Annotated in this window: 17 protein-coding genes and 1 pseudogene; 17 read left to right on the top strand and 1 reads right to left on the bottom strand. The window is 68.2% G+C overall.

Features of this window, described 5'->3' with window-relative positions; genetic code table 11:
• The 9 genes from ACIREI_RS40430 to ACIREI_RS40390 form a co-directional block, all read left to right on the top strand.
• Positions 1-1,093 (top strand): WD40 repeat domain-containing protein (locus tag ACIREI_RS40430; RefSeq protein WP_403344350.1); only part of this gene is annotated, 1,093 nt, incomplete at its 5' end.
• 917 nt (positions 1,094-2,010) lie between these two features.
• A complete protein-coding gene (locus ACIREI_RS40425) occupies positions 2,011-3,285 on the top strand; it encodes a glycosyltransferase (RefSeq protein WP_403344347.1) in 1,275 nt (424 codons plus the stop codon).
• A complete protein-coding gene (locus ACIREI_RS40420) occupies positions 3,282-4,679 on the top strand; it encodes a hypothetical protein (protein ID WP_403344344.1) in 1,398 nt (465 codons plus the stop codon). The genes ACIREI_RS40425 and ACIREI_RS40420 overlap by 4 nt, the downstream gene beginning before the upstream one ends.
• An 83-nt stretch (positions 4,680-4,762) precedes the next feature.
• Positions 4,763-4,960 carry a hypothetical protein gene (locus tag ACIREI_RS40415; RefSeq protein WP_403344341.1) on the top strand — a complete coding sequence of 66 codons (198 nt, stop codon included), beginning with the start codon at positions 4,763-4,765 and terminating at the stop codon, positions 4,958-4,960.
• A gap of 29 nt (positions 4,961-4,989) precedes the next feature.
• On the top strand, positions 4,990-5,268 hold the full coding sequence (locus ACIREI_RS40410; RefSeq protein WP_403344338.1) for a hypothetical protein: 279 nt from the start codon (positions 4,990-4,992) through the stop codon (positions 5,266-5,268).
• 154 nt (positions 5,269-5,422) lie between these two features.
• Positions 5,423-6,184 (top strand): ribosome-inactivating family protein, encoded by a 762-nt coding sequence (locus tag ACIREI_RS40405; protein ID WP_403344335.1) that lies wholly within the window; start codon positions 5,423-5,425, stop codon positions 6,182-6,184.
• A gap of 246 nt (positions 6,185-6,430) precedes the next feature.
• Positions 6,431-7,432, top strand: coding sequence for a PaaX family transcriptional regulator C-terminal domain-containing protein (locus ACIREI_RS40400; protein ID WP_403344332.1), 1,002 nt, complete (start codon positions 6,431-6,433; stop codon positions 7,430-7,432).
• 528 nt (positions 7,433-7,960) lie between these two features.
• Positions 7,961-8,845 carry an alpha/beta hydrolase family protein gene (locus ACIREI_RS40395; protein WP_403344329.1) on the top strand — a complete coding sequence of 295 codons (885 nt, stop codon included), beginning with the start codon at positions 7,961-7,963 and terminating at the stop codon, positions 8,843-8,845.
• Positions 8,846-9,087: 242 nt separating this feature from the next.
• Entirely contained in the window at positions 9,088-10,326 is a 1,239-nt protein-coding gene (locus ACIREI_RS40390; protein WP_403344327.1) for a glycoside hydrolase family 5 protein, read from the top strand.
• A 262-nt stretch (positions 10,327-10,588) separates the two neighbouring features.
• Here ACIREI_RS40390 and ACIREI_RS40385 read toward each other — a convergent pair.
• A pseudogene (locus ACIREI_RS40385) lies at positions 10,589-11,489 on the bottom strand (hypothetical protein).
• A gap of 864 nt (positions 11,490-12,353) precedes the next feature.
• Between ACIREI_RS40385 and ACIREI_RS40380 the strand changes: the two are divergent.
• From ACIREI_RS40380 to ACIREI_RS40345, 8 genes are all read left to right on the top strand, one after another.
• Entirely contained in the window at positions 12,354-13,412 is a 1,059-nt protein-coding gene (locus tag ACIREI_RS40380; protein WP_403344324.1) for a glycosyl hydrolase 53 family protein, read from the top strand.
• A 69-nt stretch (positions 13,413-13,481) separates the two neighbouring features.
• Positions 13,482-14,552: a rhamnogalacturonan acetylesterase gene (locus ACIREI_RS40375; protein ID WP_403344321.1), complete on the top strand. Its 1,071-nt coding sequence runs from the start codon at positions 13,482-13,484 to the stop codon at positions 14,550-14,552.
• A 34-nt stretch (positions 14,553-14,586) separates the two neighbouring features.
• Positions 14,587-15,456 carry an SGNH/GDSL hydrolase family protein gene (locus ACIREI_RS40370; RefSeq protein ID WP_403344318.1) on the top strand — a complete coding sequence of 290 codons (870 nt, stop codon included), beginning with the start codon at positions 14,587-14,589 and terminating at the stop codon, positions 15,454-15,456.
• A gap of 559 nt (positions 15,457-16,015) precedes the next feature.
• A complete protein-coding gene (locus ACIREI_RS40365) occupies positions 16,016-17,299 on the top strand; it encodes an ABC transporter substrate-binding protein (protein WP_403344316.1) in 1,284 nt (427 codons plus the stop codon).
• Positions 17,300-18,316: a carbohydrate ABC transporter permease gene (locus ACIREI_RS40360; RefSeq protein ID WP_403344313.1), complete on the top strand. Its 1,017-nt coding sequence runs from the start codon at positions 17,300-17,302 to the stop codon at positions 18,314-18,316.
• Positions 18,306-19,142: a carbohydrate ABC transporter permease gene (locus ACIREI_RS40355; RefSeq protein ID WP_403344310.1), complete on the top strand. Its 837-nt coding sequence runs from the start codon at positions 18,306-18,308 to the stop codon at positions 19,140-19,142. The genes ACIREI_RS40360 and ACIREI_RS40355 overlap by 11 nt, the downstream gene beginning before the upstream one ends.
• A gap of 116 nt (positions 19,143-19,258) precedes the next feature.
• A complete protein-coding gene (locus ACIREI_RS40350) occupies positions 19,259-20,608 on the top strand; it encodes a right-handed parallel beta-helix repeat-containing protein (protein ID WP_403344307.1) in 1,350 nt (449 codons plus the stop codon).
• A 187-nt stretch (positions 20,609-20,795) separates the two neighbouring features.
• The gene (locus ACIREI_RS40345; RefSeq protein ID WP_403344304.1) at positions 20,796-22,808 is read left to right on the top strand and encodes a family 43 glycosylhydrolase; all 2,013 of its coding nucleotides are present in this window, start codon (positions 20,796-20,798) and stop codon (positions 22,806-22,808) included.
• The last annotated feature ends 22 nt before the right edge of the window (positions 22,809-22,830 follow it).

Genomic DNA, 22,830 nt, shown 5'->3' with positions numbered 1-22,830 from the left:
CGACCTCACCACGACGCTCACCCGCGCCTGGCGCAAGAGTCCGCTCGCCGGGGTCCGGCTCAGCCCCGACGGCAGGACGCTCGCCACCGCCGAACCTATCGGTGACCGCTACGTCTTCCGGCTGCGGAGCACACGCGACGGCCGTCTGCTGCGCACCCTGCCGGACCCGTCTCATCCCGTCTTCCGCGCCGGCATACCGACGGTCCCCGCGGACGTCACCAAGCCCTTGCTGTCCTTCAGCCCCGACGGCGGCGTGTTCGCGTACGGAGTCTCCGCCGCCGGCTGGGACACGGTGCCTCAGCGTCTGACGGTGTGGGACGTGGCCGCCGGACGGGCGAAGACCACTGTGGACATGGCGACGGCGTCCGCGATGCCGCCGGACGCGATCGCCTTGGGACCGGGCGGTCGTACGCTCCTCACCGCACGTCTGACCGACGACGGCTTCGTCAACGAGACATGGGACACCACGCAGCGGCGGAGGACGGCGCTCCTCCCCGGCCCGGCCGGCCGTCATCTGGCCGTCAGCCGAGACGGCGGGCTCCTCGTGACCGACAACCGCGTCGTCCGAGCGGGCCGGTCCCACGCCCATGACCTCGTCCAGCACGACGACATCGCAGCGATCGCCTTCGCTCCCGACGGCTCCGGCCTGGCGGCCGGCGACGGGACGGGGCGGGTGGCCGTCTGGGACGGCGACCTCCGGCACCGAGCGGGCATCCTGAGGAACGTCTTTCTGGCGCCCGTCGATCCGTCCTCCGACTCAGCCGAGACGATCACGGCCCTCGCATTCAGTCCGGACGGCAGCACGCTCGCCGTCGGCGGCGACGCGGGCACCGTCCAACTCTGGGACATCGCAACCCAGCAACCTCTCGGTCCTTCTCTGCCCACCCCCGGTGAGAGCGTCGACACGCTCGCCTTCAGCCCGGACAGCACCACGCTGTACGCGGGCGGCAAGCACGTCCCGCTCCAGCGGTACGTGGTGGATCCGGACCGCGCGGTGTCCCTCGTCTGCTCCCGTACCGGGAACGCGGAGCTGACCCGGGCGCAGTGGCGCACCTACGTTCCGGACCGGCCGTACAGGCGGGTCTGCCCCTGACCGTCTTGGTGGATCATGGAAGTGGCCGGGTCAGCAGGCGATCCAGCCCCGGGACTCGCGCCAGTACGGCGCGAACCAGTACCCGCCCGCCTACCTTGCTTGCTGCTTCCGCTGACGTGGTGGTGGCGTCGGCGGTCCTGCCCACCTCCCACTTCTCGGTCTGCGACATGCCGTGGAGAGGGGATCAGCGCGAGGGACAGGGCCGATGTCAGCACGGCCGTTCGGCGGCGGCCGGTCTTCCGGATCTTCATGGGCAGCTCTCCCGTCGGATTTCTCGACCCGTTGATCAGGGCGGGCTGCCCCGACCGAGGGGGAAGTCCGGACCGGGGCAGCGACGGGTCGATCGTCAAGGGCCCGGGAGTTGTCCCTCCAACCATCCCACCGGGTCAAACAGTCCCCCTCGCCGGCGACCCACCGCCGACGGCCGGCGTGATCCCGCCTCGCCGAAGTCCTCAGCGCCGGGTCCGGTGTCGTACGGCCTTGGCCTTCAGCGCCGTCCCAGAGCGTGAGGCGACGGCGGCCGCCTGGTCGCCGGAGCCGAGAACCGTACGCGGGCACCGGGCAAGCAATCTCCAGGGGCGTCCCGGCAGAGGCAGAAGCCTCTGACGCCGGCCAGTCCGCAACCGCCCACCGAATTGTCTGACCTGGCAAAAGGGACGTGCCAAACAACGTTCCGGTTGCGAGCGTCGGTGCAGCAAGGCCCGGATCCCGCAGCGACGCCGCACCCGCAAGATCACCGTCGGCTCGGTCGTCACGACCCTGGCGCTGTCGGTCCTCGCGGGGCCTTCGCAGAACGCGGGCGGCAGGGCCCGCCCATAGCTCCGCCGGCTCTCGCCGGCACGGGTGCGCTCGCCTCGCCGAAGGCGAACACAGTGACACTGACCAGCCATTTCACAGGAAACCGGGGGACGCCGCACGTGCGCATCGCCTTCCTGCTGCACAACGCCTACGCGATGGGCGGCACCGTACGGACCACAATGACACTCGCCGACACGCTCGCCGGGCGACACCAGGTGGAACTCGTGTCGGTCTTCCGGCACCGCGAGAAACCACACCTGGGGCGGTCGCCCAAGGTGCCGCTGCGGGCCCTGGTGGACCGGCGCGCGGGATCCGCGGACGCAGCGGACCCTCTCACCCGGCAGGCCGGGGAGGTCTTCCCGAAGGGGGACAGCCGCTCGCACCAGTACCACCCGCTCGCCGAGCAGCGGGTCATCGACTGGCTGCGGGAGACGGACGCCGACGTCGTCGTGGGCACCAGGGCCGGACTCAACGCGCTGCTGGCCCGGTTCGGGCCACGACATGCCGTACGCGTCGGCCAGGAACACCTCACCCACGACAACCACCCGCACCGACTGCGGACGGAACTCCAGCGCTGGTACGGCGGTCTCGACGCGCTGGTCACCATGACCGAGGCGGACGCGCGCGACCACCGGCGCGGCATGCGGCTGCCGCGCACCCGGGTGCTGGCCATCCCCAACAGCGTCCCCGAACCCCAGGTGCCGCCGGCCGACGCGGCGGCCAAGGTGGTCGTCGCGGCGGGCCGGTTGGCCCGCGTCAAGCGGTACGAGATGCTGGTCGACGCGTTCGCCCTGGCCGGTGCGGCCTGCCCCGACTGGTCCCTGCGCATCTACGGGGACGGCCCGGAGCGTGCCCGGATAGCCGCCCGGATAGCCCACCACGGCCTGGGAGACCGGGTCTTCCTGATGGGTTCGGTCACGCCCATCGAGACCGAGTGGGTCAAGGGCTCCATCGCCGCGGTGACCTCCGCGCACGAGTCGTTCGGAATGACGATCGTGGAGGCCATGCGCTGCGGCCTGCCCGTGGTGAGCACCGACTGCCCCCACGGGCCCGGCGAGATCATCCGCCACGGTGTGGACGGCTGTCTCGTCCCGCGCGACAGCACCCGGGGCGTGGCCGACGCGCTGCTGGCACTGATGCGGGACGACGGACGGCGTGCGGAGATGGGCAGGGCCGCCCGGGCCGGCGCGGCGAAACGATTCACCTCGGAGAGCGTCGCCGATCGCTACGAGCGGCTGTTCAGCACCCTGGTGGAGGAGCGGGCCGAGCGGTCCGCTCCACCGCCCGGCACGGCCGACTGGCGCGACCGTGCCACCGTGCTCGCCGCCACGGCAGGCATCCTCGCCCGCGGAGCGGTGCGCCGCGGGCGGCGCAAGCTGGGGTGGGTCGGATGAACGCGGATCGCACAGCGGCCTCGGCACAGCGGATGCTGTGGATCGTGGCCGCCGGGTTCTGTCTGCTGTCGGCCGTCCTCGTACCGCTCACGCTGCCGCTCGGCTGGGACGAGATCGTGTACGCCAGCCGCTTCGGATCGTACGGTCCCGCGACCCCGTTCAGCGCCCCGCGTACCCGCGGGGTCCCCCTGCTGCTTGCTCCGATCGCCTCCTGGAGCGACTCGACGGTGCTGCTCAGGGTGTGGCTGCTCCTGCTGGCCGGCGGTGCGCTCTGGCTGGGATTCCGGCCCTGGCTGCGGATCCTGCACCGCCCGGCGGCGGTGTGGGTGGCGGCCGGGCTGTACGGCAGCCTGTGGATCACTCTGTTCTACGCCAATTCCGCGATGCCGAACCACTACACCGCGATGGGTGCCACCGCCGCGGTGGGCTGTTTCCTCGCGCCGCGTCCCCGGTACGCGGGTGTCGCGGCAGGCCTGGCGGTGGTGACCCTGATGCGGCCCAACGACGGTGTGGCCGTCGCCGCGCCGCTGCTCCTGGCCGCCGTACTGATGCCCACACTGCGCGGCCACGGCCACCTGAGGGGGTGCCTGTCGGCCGTGGCGGCCGGACTCGTGGCGGGTGCGCTGCCCTGGGTCGTCGAGGCCGAGCTGCGGTTCGGCGGGGTGCGCAGCCGGCTCGCGGAGGCCGACCAGGTCCAGGGCGGTCTGCGGGCCGTCTTCTCCCTGCGCGCCCATCTCACCGCGCTGGACGGCCCGCTGCTGTGCCGTCCCTGTACGGGCGACAGCGTTCAGCTGCACGTGACGGAGTGGTGGATGCTGCTTCCGCTGCTGGTCGGCCTGGGACTGTGGGCGGAGCGCCGGGCGCGCCGGTCCGCTGCACCGCTGTGGCTGTCGGTGGCGGTGGCGGCGGCCACGGCGGCGCCGTATCTCTTCCTCGTCCCCTACGCCGCGCCGCGGTTCCTGCTGCCGGCCTACGCCCTGCTGGCGCTCCCAGCCGCTGTCGGGCTCCTCGCCGTCGTCCACCGGACCCGCACCCGCCGTTCGCGGCCGACAGCCGCGGTCCTCGCCCTGGCACTCCTCGGGCACTGGGGCATCCAGATCGGGCTCGTCCACACTCATGCGGGCATCCAGCAGCGGGCCCGCGGAGACTGGGTCCGGATCGCCTCCGTGCTGCGCGAGCACGGGGTACACCCGCCGTGTGTCCTCGCGGGGAACACTTCGACGATTCCCATCGCCCACACCGCCGGCTGCACTGTCACGGAGACGGATCCCCCGGCGCACCCCAGTGCGCTGGTCCTTCGCGAGGGGAAGCCACCGCACTGGGCGCGTGACTGGCCACGTTTTCCGGTGCCGGACACCTACACCCCCGGATGGACCGTCGTTGTGCGTCCATGACGGCCGACTGTGCCCTCAGGGCGGTAGGGCTCTGCGGCCCTCGAGGTGCCAGCGTCCACTAGGGCGAACTGGACGCGCTCGGCATGCTGCACAACTCCCGCTACCCGCTGCTCGTGGAGCGCGCGTGGCTCGACCTGTGGCAGCAGGACGGTTTCCGCCCCGACGCCAGCGACGCTTTCCAAGTGGTCACGGAACTGCGGGTCCCCTACGAGGTGCCGGTCACCGGCCCCGGTTCATACGCCGTCGATTTGTGGCTGGAGCGGCTGGCACCGCCAGTCTGACCTGTGCTTCCGCTACTGCGGGGCTGACGGTGGCCCCACCCACGCCCACGGCGCTCTACGAAGACCAGCCGTTCCAGCGCCGGTCCCGGGACTCGAACGCCATCACCGCCCACATCCAGGTGAGCCCTGCGACGTGGGAGACGACCGGACGGATCCTCCTGGGTCGCTCCGGGAAGCGTGCGCGGGGCGAGCGCGCGGGCGAGGACTTCGGCCGCCGGCGCGAAGAGGCGGGCGGGGCGTCGAGCAGGCTGCCCGGCAGCCGCCATACGCCGGTGGCGTCCTGCACCAGCGTGTCGCCCGCAAGGTAAAGGCGTGGAGCGACGACAGCGTTACGTCCGGACAAGTAATGTGGAACTCGATCCTCCGGAATTGTATGCGGCGGCAAAAGGGGCCTGCCAGACAACCTCCCGGCTGTGAGCGTCGGTCGTGACATCGCTGCACGCCGAACAACCGGAGCACACCATGCCCACCAGCGTCCTGATCGCGGTCGCCTTGTCCGTCCTTCTCGGGATCCTGGTGCTCTTCACAGTGCCCAGGGACACCGAGACATCCGCCTCGACGGCGGCGGACCATGTGACGATCAACGCCGAGACCGTCGCCGGCAAGAAACACGTCGACTTCCCACAGGTCCCCTGGAACATCAACCGCGGCTCGGGCGCCTATCTGACCATGCTCGACCAGCTGCGCAACCTCGCCGAGACCTCGGCCGACGGCCGCGTCATGCCCAACGTCGACACCGAGGTGAACGTCGCCATCACCGGCAACACGGAGAGCCAGAGTTTCGCCGACATCGTGATCAGCAGCGGCAACCACACCCCCGCGGTGCATGCGATCGTACGGCTCAGCGACTTCTGCGTCGTGCGGTTCTTCTCCAGCGACACCCCGCACGACTTCGTCCTGAACCTCGCCTCCGACGTCCCCAACCATGAGGACGCCGACGACAACTGGTTCCTCGGCAAGGAGGGCTACGACGCCCTCGCCCGCGTCGCGAACCAGTCGCTGACCGCCGTCAACCTGAACGAGTTCAGCCTTGAGAACAGCCTCAGGGACCTCGGCATCCGCAGCACCGACCGCACCGCCCAGGCGCGCGGCATGCTGCGCTACATCATCGCCATCACCGAGGCCTCCCGGTTCCGCCCCATCGCCAACCGCATCGCGAATGGCATGGACAACGGGTCCGACGTCTTCGTCACCGCACAGCAGGTCGGCCTGATACGTAACTAGGCCGGCATCAGCGATGTCTTCATCGGCCACACCAACCGTTGACGATGACGAACGCCCACATCGCCCAACGCGCCGCGGCCCCGCAAGCACGGTGCCAAGGACGACTGTTCGCTGCCGTCACGCTCCAAGTACACCGGCGTTACACACCTGGGCGCTGCCGGGGCGCCATCGCCTGCGCGCGGAGATCCCGCCTGGTGGAGCGATCGCGGCGGAGCCGCACCCGGCGATTCCACAACCGTTACAGTGATGCAGACCCTGTCCACCGCGCCGGAGCCGACCTTGCCGAACCTGTCCCACCTCGAGGAGATCTTCTCCGACGAGGGTGACGGTGCCGCCGGCCCCGTGCGGTCGCCCGGCTGGCAAAGCGACGTATCGCCGCAGGGACTCACGGTGACATTGATCGCCGACTACACGTTCCCCGTCCGGGCGTGGTTACCGTCGGCGGCGATCGTGGCACTGCTCGGAGAGTTCAACGTGACCGCGGGTGCCGCCCGTACGACGATCAGCAGGCTGATGCGCCGAGGGGTGCTGGAGAGCAGCCGGCAAGGGCGGTACAGCTCCTACCGGCTGACATCGCAGGCCGCCGTCGATCTGTGGAGCGGCGCCAGTTCGATCGCCACCTTCACCACCCAACCCGACTCATGGGACGGTCGGTGGACACTGATCGCCTTCTCCGTCCCGGAACAGGAGAGCACGCGGCGGCGCGCACTGCGCACCGCGCTGCGGTGGCGCGGATTCGCGCCGCTGTACGACGCGCTCTGGGTGTCGCCGCACCCCCTGACCCCCAAGGGGCGGATCGAGGTGGCCGACCTGGCGCGGGGAGCGGTGACCGTGTTCCGCGCGCGGCAGGAGGAACTGGACACGGAGGCCGACCGCAACCCGGTCGAGGCGTGGGACCTGCCCGGCATCGCCGAGCACTACCGGGCTTTCATCGACCGTTGGAGCGGCCTGCTTCCGCACATCAGCACCGACCGTGTCACCGGTGCCGACGCGGTGCGCGCACGGACCGAGGTCATGCACGCCTACCGGCACTTCCCCATTCTGGACCCGCTGCTCCCCATCGGGCTGCTGCCGTCCGGCTGGCCCCGGTCGCGGGCGCGGGAAGTCTGCGTCGCGGTGTACGACGGACTGCTCCAGCCGGCCCAGGACCATGTCCGCTCCGTGGTGACCCGATTCGCGCAGGGGCCGCACCCCGACATCAGGGCCCATACGATCGCCGGCATGAGTGCGGGTGTCGGCCACGGCTGACGGCAGGCCGCCGCGAGTGTGATCGGGCGGGCTGCGAAGGCGTCACACGGTGCCTCCAGCGCCTGCGATCTGTCGAATCCGCGTCGAAGACAACAGAGTTGGGCGCCAACGATTGACAGATCGGCGCCCGATCGTGAATGTACCTGTTGCAGGACATGTGGGAACGCTCCCAGAGTTGCGGCACGCGACGAGTGGAAGGAGAGGCACCCTTGCGCCGCTTCCGCAGAATCAACACCTCCCCATCAGACAGGCGGGCAGGTGGGCGCGGAGGGCCGCTCCCACAATGAGTCACGGTTCGGCCGGTGTTCAGCGGCTCGCCGCGTCTTCTGCCGGCAAGGCCACACGACGCCGATGACCACCACGGGCAGGACCGGAACGTCCTCCACCGTGCGCGATTCGCCGACCTGACCACCCCCACGACCACTCCCCCCACCACCCGGGTCAGCCTCACCGCCGCGGCATCACCGACGTCTCTTCCCGGCGCCTGACCGAGCTGCGCTCCGCACACCCCCCACACCAGGAGTCTTCATGACCATGCAGCGGCGTAGCTTCCTGACCCTGAGCGCGGTCGGAGCCGCGGGCGTAGGCATGTCCCTGCTCGGCACGGGCCAGGCAGGTGCCACCGCGCGGGCGGGAGTTCCGACCCAGCGGTTCGCGGTCGGCGTGCGCCAGTACGCCTGGAGCCGCGGCAGCCGCCGGTGGACCACCTATGTCTACTACCCCGCCACCGGCGCCCCCGGTGGCTCCCCGGTCACCAACGCCCCCGTCGCCCAAGGCGTCTTCCCGGTCTGCGAGTTCATGCACGGCTTGAGCAGCAGCCCGCAGAATTCCCTGGCGATCATCCGTCCCTTGGCCGAGGCCGGCTTCATCGTCCCCGCCCCCCACTTCGCCAACCTCAGTGGCCAGGACGTCTACAACGGCAACCAGTCCAAGGACGTCTCCGAGGTCATCACCCGGACCCTCGCCCTCAACACGGCGAGCGACCCGCTGGCCGGCCACATCAACCCAGCGGTCGGAGTCGGTGTCTCCGGCCACTCGATGGGCGGCATGACCACCCACGGCCTGCTCACGGCCTGGCCGGACGCACGGATCACCGCCGCGATCCCCATGTCCTGTGTGGACATGGGCAACCCGAGCCCGTCGGTCCGCGCCAAGGTCCTGTTCACGCACGGCGACCGGGACGGGACGTGCCCGATCTCCTCCGCCCGCCAGGCGTACCGGGAACTGCCCGCCGGCAAGGCGTTCCTGACCTTCCGCGGCGCCGGGCACAGCAACTACTTCGGCGACTCCCGCACCGTCAACACCTCCGTGGACTGGATGCGGTGGAGCCTCTACGGCGACACCGGGGCCCGCGACCGCCTTCGCGCCGACGCCGCATCCAGCACGACCACCTGGGAATCCGCCCTGAGCTGAGGGGCAACCAGGCATGGCCCGGGTGCGCGGGTCTGCCGTGATCGCCGCGCATCCGGGCAGTGCAGGGTGCGTGGCCGCCCGCGGACGCCCGCAAGGTCAGCCGCCGCGCAATCGACTGTGTTCGCTTCCAGGCCAGCGTGGGCACCACCGCCCGAACGGCGGGCGGCTCCGGCCGCTCCCACTCGTACAGATAGGTCCACTTGGGGGTCCGACACCCTCAAGGGCGCAAGAGAGGAAAGCTCATGGTTGCACTAGCAGGGAAGATCAGAGTCATTTTCCTTGCCGTCCTGTTGGCAGTTGCCGCATCTGTGTACGGCGCGGCGCATCAGGCATCGGCCGATACCGTGGCACAGTCAAGCGCTTCGCAGATCGTGGCCGACATGGGCGCGGGTTGGAATCTGGGGAACCAACTCGAAGCCACCACCAACGGATACCCCAGTGAAACAGCGTGGGGCCAGCCGACGGTATCGCAGGCCCTCATCGACAAAGTAAAGGCGGCGGGCTTCAAGACGATCCGCATCCCGGTCTCCTACCTGGGATACATAGGGTCCGGCCCGAATTACACGATCAACGCCTCCTGGCTGAACAGAGTCCAAGAGGTCGTCAACTACGCTTATAACAGGGGCCTGCATGTGCTGATCAACATGCACGGCGACGGGTACAAGAGCGTCAACGGCTCCTGGCTGATCTGCGATTCACCCTCCCAGGCGACGATCAAGGCCAAGTACGAGAAAGCTTGGCAGCAGATCGCGAACAGGTTCAAGAACTACGACCAGCGCCTGATCCTGGAGTCCATGAACGAGGAGTTCGACGGGCAGTACGGCCGTCCGACCCAACCGTGCTACTCGAACATCAACAGCTACAACCAGATCTTCGTGGACACCGTGCGGAAGACGGGCGGCAACAACAGTTCGAGGTGGCTGCTCGTGGCCGGCTGGAACACGAACATCGATTACACCGCGGGGAATTACGGCTTCGCCCTTCCGTCCGACCAGTACCGCTCCCCCTCCATTCCGGCAAACGAGCGGCGGATCATGATCTCCGTTCATCACTACGCCCCCTGGGACTTCGCCGGAGAGGAAAGCGGCACCATCACGCAATGGGGCCGAGCAGCGACCAACCCGTCGAGGACGTCGACCTGGGGACAGGAGGACTATCTGGACGCGCAGTTCAAGATGATGCGCGACGTGTTCGTCACGAAGGGGTATCCGGTGGTGGTGGGCGAATACGGCGCCATCGACAAGTCATCCTTCGATTCGTCGAACAACAGGTATCGCGCGGACTTCGCACGGGCCGTCGCAGCCACCGCCAAGAAGTACGGCGCGGCCTCCATCTACTGGGACAACGGTGCAACCGATCGGTACGGGTTCGGGCTGTTCAACCGGCGCTCCCTCACGGTCACCCAGCAGGGCATCATCAACGCCATCATGACCGGCGTCAGCGGCAGTGTCGCCGCCTCCGGCCTTCCGTCCGGCACGTAGCAGGACCCGAGTCTCGGCGACGGGTACATACCTCTGGACAACTCGTGGGCGCGCAGTTGGGCCGAGTGGTGATGCCACACGGTGTGCGATCTCGTCAACTGCGCGCCGACCAGCCGGAGAAGCTACGCTGCTCCGCATCTGGGAGCACGTTTGACAAACGGAGGACAGCGATGTCTTCACGTGTAGCGACCGACGACGAGGTGTCTGCCGGGCTGGCCGGCGTGCCGAGTTCAGTAGGTTCTGCGGTCTCTCAGAGCCCGGCTCAATCCGGAGGACATCGGCCTGCCCTCATACGAGCGGCGGTGGGTACCCGGGCTGCGGCGCGAGGAGCCGGCGGGAGTGTCATACGCGTACTACGCACGCCTGGAACAGGGCTACGGCGAAACCATGTCGACCGAGGTGATGGCCGCCGTGGCCCACACACTGCGTCTGGCCGAGGAGGAACGGGACCATCTGATCCGGCTGGCCCAGCCCGACCGGAACCGCACGCCGCTGTCCAGCTCAGTGACTGCTCGGCAGCGCGACGGTGGGGCGGGGTGGCGTAGGCATGTTGCCGCCGATGAAGGAGCTGGGGTGCGGGGGGCTGGTTGTAGGCAGTGTTCTGCCAGGCCAGGGCCGTGCGGTACTGGGTGTCGTGGAGGATGGTCGTGATCCGCGTATTGGTCTGGTACGGCGTGGAGTAGATCCGCAGGGCCGTGTTGTCGGACGTCGGCCAGATGACTTCCTCGCGCCAGTCGCCGAGGATGTCGCCGGACAAGGACGGCGTCGACGGTGCCGTTGTTGGAGTGGACCCCGGCGCCGGTGAGCAGGCGGGTGTCGCCCGGAGGTGCCGTACTTGTCGATGTCGGTGCCGTCGAAGAGTTCGCGCGCAGTGTCGCCGTCCCACCACGCCAGGAAGTTGCTGGACCGCGCTTACGACTGGCGACCACCGCGCCCCTGGGGTTGCGGACGCCACTCACGAGCGACGACCACGACTCGGCGCCCGCACTGCCAAACCAGATGTCACCGGACACGCACCGGCCGTTGTCACCGCCGGCCGGGGTGGACCAGAGGACTTGGCCGGTCCTCGCTTCCGCCGTCCAGGAGGACGGCTTGGAGCTGTCCTCGTCGACCTTGAACTCCTCCAGACCCGGCCGGGGCGAGTCGAGGTCGCCCACGTGCATCGCGTCCGGCCCCGGTCGAGGCGTTCCACCTGCCGCGCGGTCGCGGCGTGCGCGGTCTGCGGTATTCCGGTGAGTGCGGAGAGGGTCAGTGCGGTGGCGGCCGTCAGGCCGCCGAACAGCCAGTTGTTTGACCTGCGTTGGAATCGCCATGGGCGCAATGCGGTGCGCGGACGCCGGTGCGGGGCGGTCACTACGACCTCCGGTGTGGGGGTATGAAGATCGCGGAGAGGGTGGTCCAACCACAGATGTGGGAACGTTCCCATTCGCTGGGAAGATAGATGTTCACTGATGGCCCGTCAAGCTTCTGTTGGGCTTTTCTGTTCACGCATGTTCGGATGCGAGTCAACGAGATGTTCCGTGCGCAGCCTCGTCCCGTCGCTGCATTCCTCCTAAAAGGCACTTGAACTGCGCTGACTCCCGCCGTTTCAGACAACTCACGGCCGAGGCGCGGCGTGCCCCCACCCACAGGATCGCACTACTTCTTACATGGATTGGTGAGCAATGGTTGACAGCTTCGTGCCCGATCGAGAAGCTGCGTGATGCACCTCAAGTTCGTTGTGATGCGATTACGCACATACGCCGCCAACACCTCTGTGATCGCTCACAGTTCAGGCGTGGAGGAGCGTCCCTGGCATGCCAAGGCCGCGCCCCTCGACACGTGCCACTCGTAAGCACTCCTGCCTTAGTTGCTGCCACACCGAGGGAGGCTCATCGGCTGGATCGCACGCGGCTACACCAACTCCTCGGGCGTGAGAGTCAGTTGCCCCAATCACCCGCCTCGCTCCTGGAAGTCTCTTCCTCACTGACGCGCTCTCCGCCGACCGCGACGTCTCCCCTGCGAACGACGGAAGGAAAGGACCGGACATGTCCCCGCAACCCCCCACACCAGTTGCCGGACACATCAGCCGGCGAACCCTGCTCAAGGCCACCACCGCCACCGCCGGGGCGCTCGCCACCGCTGTCGCGTTCGCCGAACTCGAGACGCCTGCCGAGGCCGCGGCGAGCTTCGTCAAGGGCGTCGACATCAGCTGGGCACCTCAGATGGAGGCGCGCGGCTACTCCTGGAAGAACGCCGGCGGGCAGACCCAGGATTTGCTGACGATCCTCAAGGGTTACGGCATCACCGCCGTACGCCTGCGCACCTTCGTCAAGCCGTCCAACGACCCGGCCAACGGGCACTGCGGCATCAACGAGGTGGCCGCCTTCGCCAAGCGGGTCAAGGCCGCCGGGATGTCGATCATGCTCGACTACATGTTCGGCGACACCTGGAACTCCGTCGGCGTGCAGAACCCGCCCGCGGCCTGGCGGAACATGAGCTACAGCCAGATGCGCACCGCGATGGGCGCGTACGTGAACCAGACCATGACGGTCATGAGGAACAACGACGTGCTGCCCATCTGGGTGCAGATCGGCAACGAGATCAACAGCGGGATCTGCCGCCCGGTCGGCAGCGTCTCCAACGGGGCGCAGATGACGGGGCTGCTCAACGCCGCATACGACCAGGTCAAGGCGGTGTCACCGAACTCGACCGTGTGTATCCACCTGGCCCAGCCGCAGAAGTACGACGTGATGACGACGTTCTTCAGCCGCTACGCGGCGAGCGGCGGCAAGTGGGACATGTCGGTGTTCTCGTCCTACGGCAGCGCCGACCTCGCCCCCGGGATCGTGGCGAACATGAAGAAGATCTCCGACGCCTACGGCAAACCATTCCTGCAGAGCGAGTTCGGCGGTCGGGTGGACCGTGCCTCCTCCACCCAGGCCGCGCTGGTCGCCTACATCAAGGCCCTCAAGGCCAATGGCGGGCAGGGCATCTTCTACTGGGAGCCGGAGTGCATGTCCCCGTTCACCGGCTACAACATGGGCGCCTGGGACTCCTCCAGCAAGCGGCCCACCGCGATCATGAACGGCTTCACCCAGGCCTGAGCGGCGGGCCATGGACCTCAACCCGGGCAACTCTCCGGTCAAGGACTGGGATTGGTGATTGTAATGGGCATGACATTGAGTCTCGAAGGGCACGGGGTCAGGCTGGGAGCAGTGGGTCTGCTGACCCTCGCGATGCTGGTCGGCACCGGTGCGGCGCATGCCGATGCCGCCACGCGGGCGCTGCCGGCCGGTTGTTCCGGCAGCGCGCCGATCAAGTGTCACTACGCCGTCTCACCCGGCAACTACGACGTGACGGTCTCCATCGGCGGTGCCAGTGCCGCCGAGACCGACATGTGGGTGGAGGCCCGGCGCCTGACGCTTCCGGCGACGAAGACGGCGGCCGGTGCCGCCGCCACGTACTCGTTCACGGTCAACGTGCGGCAGCCGGAGGGGCAGCCCACCGGCCAGGGCGGCACCGGAAACCCCGGTCTGGACATCCGGTTCTCGGGGACCAACCCGCAGGTGTCGGCCGTCTCGGTGAAACCGGCGGCCCAGCCGCTGGTCGCCTACCTGGCCGGCGACTCGACCGTGTGCGACCAGCCCGTGGCCCCGTACACGGGATGGGGCCAGATGATCACGCCGGCGGTGGGTCCCGGAGCGTCCGTCGCCAACTACGCCGACTCGGGGGAGAGTTCGGGCAGCTTCCTGAGGAACTCGGCGCTCTTCCCGGCCCTGCTGCCGAAGGTCAAGGCAAACGACGCGGTCTTCATCCAGTTCGGCCACAACGACAAGCAGACCAGCGCGTCAGCCTTCCGGAGCAACCTCACCTCCATGATCACGCAGGTCCGTGCGAAGGGCGGCGTTCCCGTTCTGGTGACCCCGCCGGTCCGCCGGCAGTTCAACGGCAGCCGGCTCACGCCTACAGCACTGCACGTCAACGGCCTCGGAGTGAACCTGCCCGCCGAGATGCGCTCGGTCGGCACCGCGCAGAACGTGCCGGTGATCGATCTGACCACCAAGAGCAAGACACTGGTCGAATCCCTCGGCCCGTCCGCCTCCGCACAGCTCTTCCTGCGCTCATCCGTCGACGGTGTCACGGACAACACCCACTTCTCGCAGTACGGCGCGAGCCAGATGGGCGGGCTGGTGCTCCAGAGCATCCGCGAGCAGCGCCTGCCCCTGGCCTCGTACCTGCGCTGACCGACGCCCGGCGCCAGTCCCAAGGAGGGACCCGTTGAGGAACTTACGGATTCTCATCACGACCGCGCTCGTGATCGCCTTGCCGAGCCTCGGTGTCAGCGCCGCATCCGCGGCGGACCGCGTCGCCACGGACTGCACCAGTGCCTCCCGCGCCCAGGCCCCGGCCGCACAGGCGGCCGCCGCGCCGGTCACCGTGTGGCTGGCCGGCGACTCCACCATGGCCAACCCGAGCTCCGGCCGGTGCCCGGTCGGCTGGGGCAGCCAGTTCGACGCCCTGTTCAACAGCGAAGTGACCGTCAAGAACCAGGCCGTCGGAGGCCGCAGCATCCAGACCTGGCTGTACGAGGGGAACGTGAGCGGCACCAAGGGCTCGGACGGTGAGTGCCGCCTCACGTCCACCACGTACTCGTCCCGCTGGCAGGCGATGCTGAACTCGACCACCGGAATGAAGGCCGGTGACTACCTGCTCATCCAGTTCGGCATCAATGACTCCTCCTCGGCCTGCCCCCGGCACGTCGGCCCGGCCCGGTACCAACAGCTGATGACCCAGATGGCGCAGGCCGCCCTGGCCCGGGGCGCGCACCCGGTGCTGCTCACCCCGGTGGCCGCCATCACCTGCTCCGGCGGCACAGCGACAAAGAACCGAGGCTTTGTCACCCAGACCCTCGCCGCCGGCGCCGTCACCAGGGCGCCCGTCATCGACCTGCAGACGCTCAGTGTCTCGCTCTACAACAGTCTGCACTTCTGCCCGAACAACGGCGACTACGGAGGCAGCGGTCCCCTGGGCACCTTCTTCTGCAACGACCACACCCACTTCGACACCTACGGCGCCCAGCGGGTCGCAGGGCTCGTCGCCGGTGACGTGCGCCGCCAGAACCTCCCGCTCGCCGCGTATCTCACGTAGCACGCGGCGGTGGGCGCGAACCGAGGCCGGTCGGTTCGCGGGTGACCTCAACGACGGCGGTGCAGCAGACCGAGGACGCAGTCGTCCCTACCTGAACCTGACGATGGCGTACGGAAACGGCTTGGCTCCGACCAGGCCGCGGCGTGCGACGAAGAAGGAGGCCGGGGCGAGGGTGCGACCGGGCACACGCAGGACGCCCGCCAGTTCGCCGCTTCGGGCCTGGGCTGCCTCACGTACGACTGGTGCTCGCCCAAGGCCATCATCGGCGACCACAGTGGCCGCGTTCGCGTGGATCACCGAAATCAACGGCCGGGGCATGCCGGAGGTCGGCCGCCCGGGCTCACGGACACGGAGCTGCGCGGCCACTTCGTCCTGTGGGCCATGAGGTCCGCACCGGCGCTCGTGGGCAGCGATGTGTGCAGCGTGTCGGCGGCGGTGCCGAGCCTCCTCAAGCACGCCGCCCCCCGTTCAACCAGAGCAGCCGTTCGCGATGTCTGTTCGGCCACCGCCTGAGCGATCAGGGGGTGGGCCGCTCGCTCGGAAGGTGGTACACGCGTCCATGGCAGTGTCACGAAGACGGTTTCTGGCGCTGGGCGCCGGATCGGCCGCCGGAGGGTTCGGGCCGGCCGGCTGCGGGTCGCAGCGCTCGCTCGGCGACCCGGATGAGATCACTCTGTGGACCTGGGACCGGTCGGTGAGCGACGAGCTGGTCGCCCGGGCGGAGACGAAGGGCATTCCCGGGGCCCAGGGCTTCAGACTCAGCCGCACCAACATCGGCGGCCATTTCAACACCAAGGTGCGTACCGCGCTCGCCGGCAAGTCCCTGGTGCCGGACATCATCGGCATCAACTCCGACGTGGCCACCTACTTCCCCAACCAGGACGTGTTAGTCGACCTCAACGCCTTCGGCGCGGCCGAGCTGAAGAGCCGGTACCTGGACTGGAAGTGGAGCGAGTGCATCACGCCCGAGGGCCGGATGATCGCGTTCCCCATGGACACCGGCCCCACCGGGCTGTTCTACCGCGCCGACCTGCTTCAGGAAGCCGGGATCACCACCGACCCGAAGGAGCTCGCCGCCCGGGCCCCGGACTGGGACGGCTTCATCGCCCTGGGCAAGGAACTGCGGAGGTCCCAGCAGCGCGCGGTGATCTGCCCCAACATCCGCCACGTCTGGAGCATCCGGCTGGGCCAGCTGGCCAGCAAGTTCATGACCCAGGACGGCCGGTACATCGGCGACAGAGCCGAACTGCGCGAGGCATTCGAACTGGCCTACCGGATCGGCAGGGACGGCCTGTCGGCCGGCGCCCCGGAGGGCTCCCCCGACTTGTACGGAGTGATCACCAGTGGCCGCCAGCCGGTCGGCATCGGCGCGGTGTGGTGGGGCCTCGCCTTCCCGGAGTCGGCCGCGCCGAAGACCGAGGGCAAGTGGCGGGTGGCCGACCCGCCCGGCGGCGCCGGCAACGTCGGCGGCTCGTTCCTGGCGATCACCAAGTACTCCAAGAACCCTGAGGCGGCCTACAAGTTCATCACCTGGCTGCAGTCTCCGGAGAACCAGGTCAAGGCGTTCACGGAGATGTCGCTGTTCCCCTCCTCCCCGCACTCCTTCACCAGGCCGGAGATGCGTGAGCCCCGGCCCTTCTACGGCGGACAGCGCACCGTCGAGGTGTTCGGACCGTCGGCGCGGCAGGTCAGGACCGTCTACAAGAGCCCGTACGACCGGGTGATGGACCCCGTCTTCGCCGCCGAGCTCGCCAACGTGGAGTCCGGCAAGAACGTCGACACGGCATGGAGGGACGCCCAGAACACCATCGAGCGTGAACTCACCCGCGAGGGGGCGATCTGAATGGGCCTCGCCGATGCGCTGCGCGGGAAGACCGTCGAGCGGCGCGGGACGACCGCCAAGCCACCGCCGGACGGGTCCAGGCCGCTGCCCGGCTGGCGCCGCTACTGGCCGATGTACACGGCGGTCTCCCCGTTCTTCATCCTCTTCGCCGTCTTCGGCGTCTTCCCGGTCGGCTTCTCCATCTACCTGTCGTTCATGTCGTGGGACGGCATCGGAGAGACGCGGTCGATCGGCTGGGAGAACTACGCGTACCTGGTGACCGACTCCGACTTCTGGCAGTCGATCGGCAACACCCTGATCATCTGGATCCTGTCCACCGTCCCGATGGTCTTTCTGGCCTTGGTCATCGCCTACGCGCTGCACACCGCAGTGCGGTTCAAGGCGTTCTACCGGGTGGCCTACTTCGTCCCGAACATCACCTCGATCGTGGCGATGACCCTGGTGCTCGGCTCCGTCTTCAGCGACAGCTCCGGGCTGCTCAACAGCGCGCTGCGGGCGATCAACTCCGGCGAGGTCGGCTGGCTGTCCGACCCGTGGGCGATGAAGATCTCCGTGGCGGCGATCACCATCTGGCGATGGGTCGGCTACAACGCCATCATCTGCCTGGCCGGCCTGCAGGCCATCTCCAGCGACGTGTTCGAGGCCGCCAAGGTCGACGGCGCCGACAACCGCCAGACTTTCTTCCGGATCACCATCCCGATGCTCCGCCCGGTGATCCTGTTCGTCGCCGTCACCTCCACCATTGGCGGCCTGCAACTGTTCACCGAGCCGCAGGTGCTGTTCCCGGTGGACGACAACGGGAACGTCGGCGGGCCCGGCGGCGAGGCCACCACCATCGTGCTCTACCTCTACCAGCAGGCGTTCATCTTCAACCGGTTCGGCTACGGCGCGGCCGTCGGCTGGGCGCTGTTTCTCCTGATCGCGGTGTTCTCCGTCATCAACTGGCGGCTGATCGGCGGCCGGGACGAGGACGCGATCGGCACCGGCAAGCGGAAGGGGAAGTCCCGTGCGCGCTGAGACCGCCGCCCGGTCGCGGACCATCGTGGGCCACGCCGTGCTCCTGCTGGGCGTGCTGATCACGATCTTCCCGTTCTACTGGATGTTCGTGATGGCCTCGAACACCACCGGGGACATCTTCGCCTACCCGCCCAAGCTGATCCCGGGCTCCCACCTGTGGGAGAACATGAACAAGGTGTTCGACGGGATCGACTTCTGGGGGTCGATGGGCATCACCGTCGTAGCCGCCACAACCGTGACGTTCCTGGTGCTGCTCTTCGACTCGCTGGCCGCCTTCGCCTTCGCCAAATACGACTTCCCCGGGCGCAGAGTGCTGTTCTGGATCGTGCTGGCCACCTTCATGATTCCGATGCAGCTGGCGCTGGTGCCGCAGTTCGTCACCCTGGCCTGGCTCGGCTGGGTCGGCTCGCTCAAGGCGCTGATCATTCCCGGTGCGGCCAACGCGTTCGGGATCTTCTGGATGCGCCAGTACGCGCAGGGGGCGATCGCCGACGAGCTGATCCAGGCCTCGAGGGTCGACGGGGCCGGGTTCTTCCGCCAGTGGTGGACGGTGGGGCTGCCGGTGCTCCGCCCGGGGCTGGCTTTCCTGGGGATCTTCACCTTCTTCCACATCTGGAACGACTACCTGTGGCCACTGATCGTGATGACCGACCCGGGCAAGGTGACACTGCAGGTGGCCGTGCAGCAGCTGAACGGCGTCTACACCACCGACCAGTCGATGGTCATCGCCGGAGCACTCATGTCAGTGATCCCGCTGATCGGGGTCTTCCTGATCGGCTCGCGCCATTTCATCGCCAACCTGGCCGCCGGCGCCATGAAGTTCTGAAGAAACACGCGCGTGGTCCCACCCCTCGAAAAGCAGCTTGCGCCTGCGCCGAGTTCTTCAGGCAGGCACGAGCCCTACTGCCGCACGGGAAATCACCTGACTCGGGAGATGACGCTGTGAGAACCGCGAAGTTCGGCACCCCTGCCCTCCTGCTCTCGGTGGTCACGGCGAGTTCCGTCGCCATGGCCCCAGGCTCGGCGTCCGCGAGCGATGCGGCGGCCGGAAACACCTACTACGTCGCCCCGAACGGGAACGACGGTGCGGCAGGCACGCAGGCCACCCCGTGGGCATCGATCGCCCGTGCACAGGCCGTCGCCAAGGCGGGCGACACGGTCTACTTCCGGGGCGGCACCTACGCCTACACCCGCGCGAACAGCGCCTGTTCGAGCCAGACCGCCAAGGTCGACGCGATCACCCTCAACAAGAGCGGCAGCTCGGGCAACCCGATCCGGTACTGGGCCCAGCCGGGCGAGAAACCGGTCTTCGACTTCTCGCGGATGACGGACAACTGCCGCATCAAGGGCTTCAGCGTCACCGGCAGCTGGATCCACCTCAAAGGACTGGAAGTCAAGGGGGTTCCCCAGAACAACAACCGCAACGCCGAGTCCTGGGGGATCTGGGTTTCCGGCAGCAACGACGTCTTCGAGCAGATCAACACCCACCACCACATGGGTACCGGCCTGTTCATCAGCGGCGGGGGCGGCAACCTCGTCCTCAACTCGGACGCGCATGACAACTACGACCTGCGCAGCAACGACGGGCCCGGCGAGAACGCCGACGGGTTCGGTTCGCACTACACGCCGGCCGGCCGCCCCGCGAACGTGTTCCGGGGTTCCCGCGCGTGGTGGAACGCCGATGACGGGTTCGACCTCATCTCCACCTACTCGCCCGTGATCATCGAGAACTCGTGGGCCTGGCGCAACGGGTACGTGCCGGGGACGACCACGCCCTCCGGCAACGGAGCCGGCTTCAAGTCCGGCGGCTACGGGGGCGACTACGAGGCCAACGCGCCGAAGCACACCGTCCGCTACTCGGTGGCGTTCCTCAACAAAGCGGCTGGCTTCTACGCCAACCACCACCCGGTGGCCAACGACTACTTCAACAACACCGGCTACGGAAACCACCCCAACTTCAACATGCGGGGAATCAACTCGAGCGGTGCCGCCGTCGGCCGGGGCAACCTGCGCAACAACATCGCCTACACCGGAACGGCGACGTCGTACATGAGCGGCACGAACGCCGCGTACAACACCTGGAACCTCGGCATCCCCCTGTCGGACTCCCAGTTCCAGAGTGTGTCGACGTCCGGCTGGGACGCGCCCCGCCAGAGCGACGGGAGCCTGCCCGTGCTGCCCCACCTCCGCCTCGCGGCGAACAGTGCCCTGATCGACAAGGGCACCAACGTGGGACTGCCCTTCAGCGGAAGTGCGCCGGACCTCGGCGCCTTCGAGAATGATGGAAGGTGACATCTTGAGATACCGAATGCGTGCCGTCTCGAAGCACTGGAAATTGGCCGCGGCCGCCTTGTTGTCCGTGTCGTTAGCAGCGCCCGTCTGGGCTGGCACCGCGTCGGCGCAGGCCCCGGCACAACAGACATCGACGGCGCAGACATCGACAAAGGAGCTCCCAGCCCAGGACGCCGCTGCCGGACCGGTGGCGGATCGTGGCCTGAAGTACCTGGTGTCCGAGTACGAGACCCGCGCTCCGTCGAAGTACACGGCCGGCTCCTGGAAACCCTTCGCCAAGGCGTTGCGTTCCGCGGACGCGGTAGCCGACGACACATCGGCCACCAAGTCGGAGGTCGCCAAGGCGAAGACGGCCCTGATGAACGCCGCCGGCGATCTGCAGGCTGCCGACGAAGGCACGTTCCAGACGATCACGAACAACACCTTCTGGAACGACACCAGCGGCAACCCCATCTATTCGCAGGGCGGTGGGGTCTTCAAGTTCGGTGACACCTACTACTGGTACGGCGTGCACTACCTCGGCGCCGAGTCCTACCGGGCCAATCCGACGCGGAAGTACGACGGCGAGGTCAGCTTCAGGTCCATCCCGGTGTACTCGTCCAAGGACCTGGTGAACTGGAAGTTCGAGAACCGGATCGCGACACGGTCCACCCCGATCCAAAACGGCGCCACCCTCGGCCAGGCAGGATGGGTCGGGCGGCTCGGGGTCACGTACAACGAGAACACCGGCAAGTACGTGCTCGCCGTCCAGGCCTACGTCGGAGGCGGGCACGGGGTCCTGCTGCTGCAGGGCGACTCACCCACCGACACCTTCGACTACGGCTACTTCCAGACCCAGATCACCAACTCGCCGACGACCGGCACCGGAGACCAGACCGTCTTCACCGACGAGGACGGCAAGGACTACCTCATCTTCTCCAACCGCGAAGGACGGTCGCGCGGATTCGTGTCCAAGTTCCGCGAGTCCGACTCGCTGCGGATCGAGCCAGGCGTGCAGATCCGCAGCGGCGCCGGCCGCGAGGGCAACGCCATGTTCAAGCTCGACGGCAAGTACTACCACGCGGCGTCGGACCTGCACGGCTGGAACACCTCGGTCAACTACGTCAATGAGTCGACCAGCAGCAACGTCCAGGGCTCCTACAGCGGCGAGTACGTCCTTGCCGGCACCGAGATGGACTACAGCCACGTGACCCAGACCGGGTTCTTCGTGACGGTCAAGGGCACCAAGCAGAACACGGTGATCTACGCCGGCGACCGCTGGGCCGACTTCGCCTGGAACGGCATCGGGTACAACCAGTGGGTGCCGATCACCAAGTCCGGCGCGCGGCCGCAGTTCCACTCGGTGAGCCAGTGGCAGTTCAACGTCACGACCGGGGAGTGGCGTGTCGGGCCGGCGAACAACTACATCCTCAACCCGGACATCCAGGCCGACCGCATCATCGTCTCCAGTGTGCGGGGATGGCGGAACCTCGGCGGTTCGGTGACCAACGTCAACGGTGGTGTGAACGGGTCTCGCTTCGCCCTCCAGGTGAGCAACAGCGGCGGCGTCGAGCAGCGGGTCGAGTCGGTGCCCGCAGGCACCTACACCCTGTCCCTGCACGCTCGGGGTAGCGCCGGACAGGTCGTGATCACCGGCGCCAACGGCAGCCAGCGCACCCTCGGCATCCCGTCGTCGAGCGGCTGGGCCAAGCGCGAGCTCACCGGCATAGAGCTGCCCGGCGGGGCCGCCACCGTCACCGTGCGGGCGTCGGGTTCGGGCGGCGTCACCGTCGACCAGCTCTCACTCGTCAAGACCTCTGCCGACACACCAGCGCCTCCGGGGCGTTACGAGGCAGAGACCGCTCCGGCACAGTGCCGGGGCACGATCGACTCGAATCAAGCCGGCTATTCCGGCAGCGGGTTCTGCAACGGCGACGGCGCTGTGGGGGCCTTCGCGGAGTTCACCGTGAACTCCGCGACCGCCCGTACGGCGACGTTGGGGATCCGGTTCGCCAATGGTGCCACCACCGGTGCGAGGCCCGCGAACCTCGTCGTCAACGGAGCCACGGCAGGGGCTCTTTCGTTCGAGTCCACCGGCGCGTGGACGACGTGGACGACCAAGACCGTGACGGTCCCGCTGAACGCCGGCAGCAACACCATCCGACTGGATCCGACCGCGGCAGCCGGACTGCCCAACGTCGACTACCTCGATGTCGGCTGACTGACGCCCCGTGCTCTGCCGG

This window comes from Streptomyces sp. NPDC093591 (genome assembly GCF_044764885.1).
GTDB lineage: Bacteria > Actinomycetota > Actinomycetes > Streptomycetales > Streptomycetaceae > Streptomyces.
The sequence above is the reverse complement of the archived record's forward strand: the minus strand, read 5'-3'. Positions and strand labels throughout refer to the sequence as shown.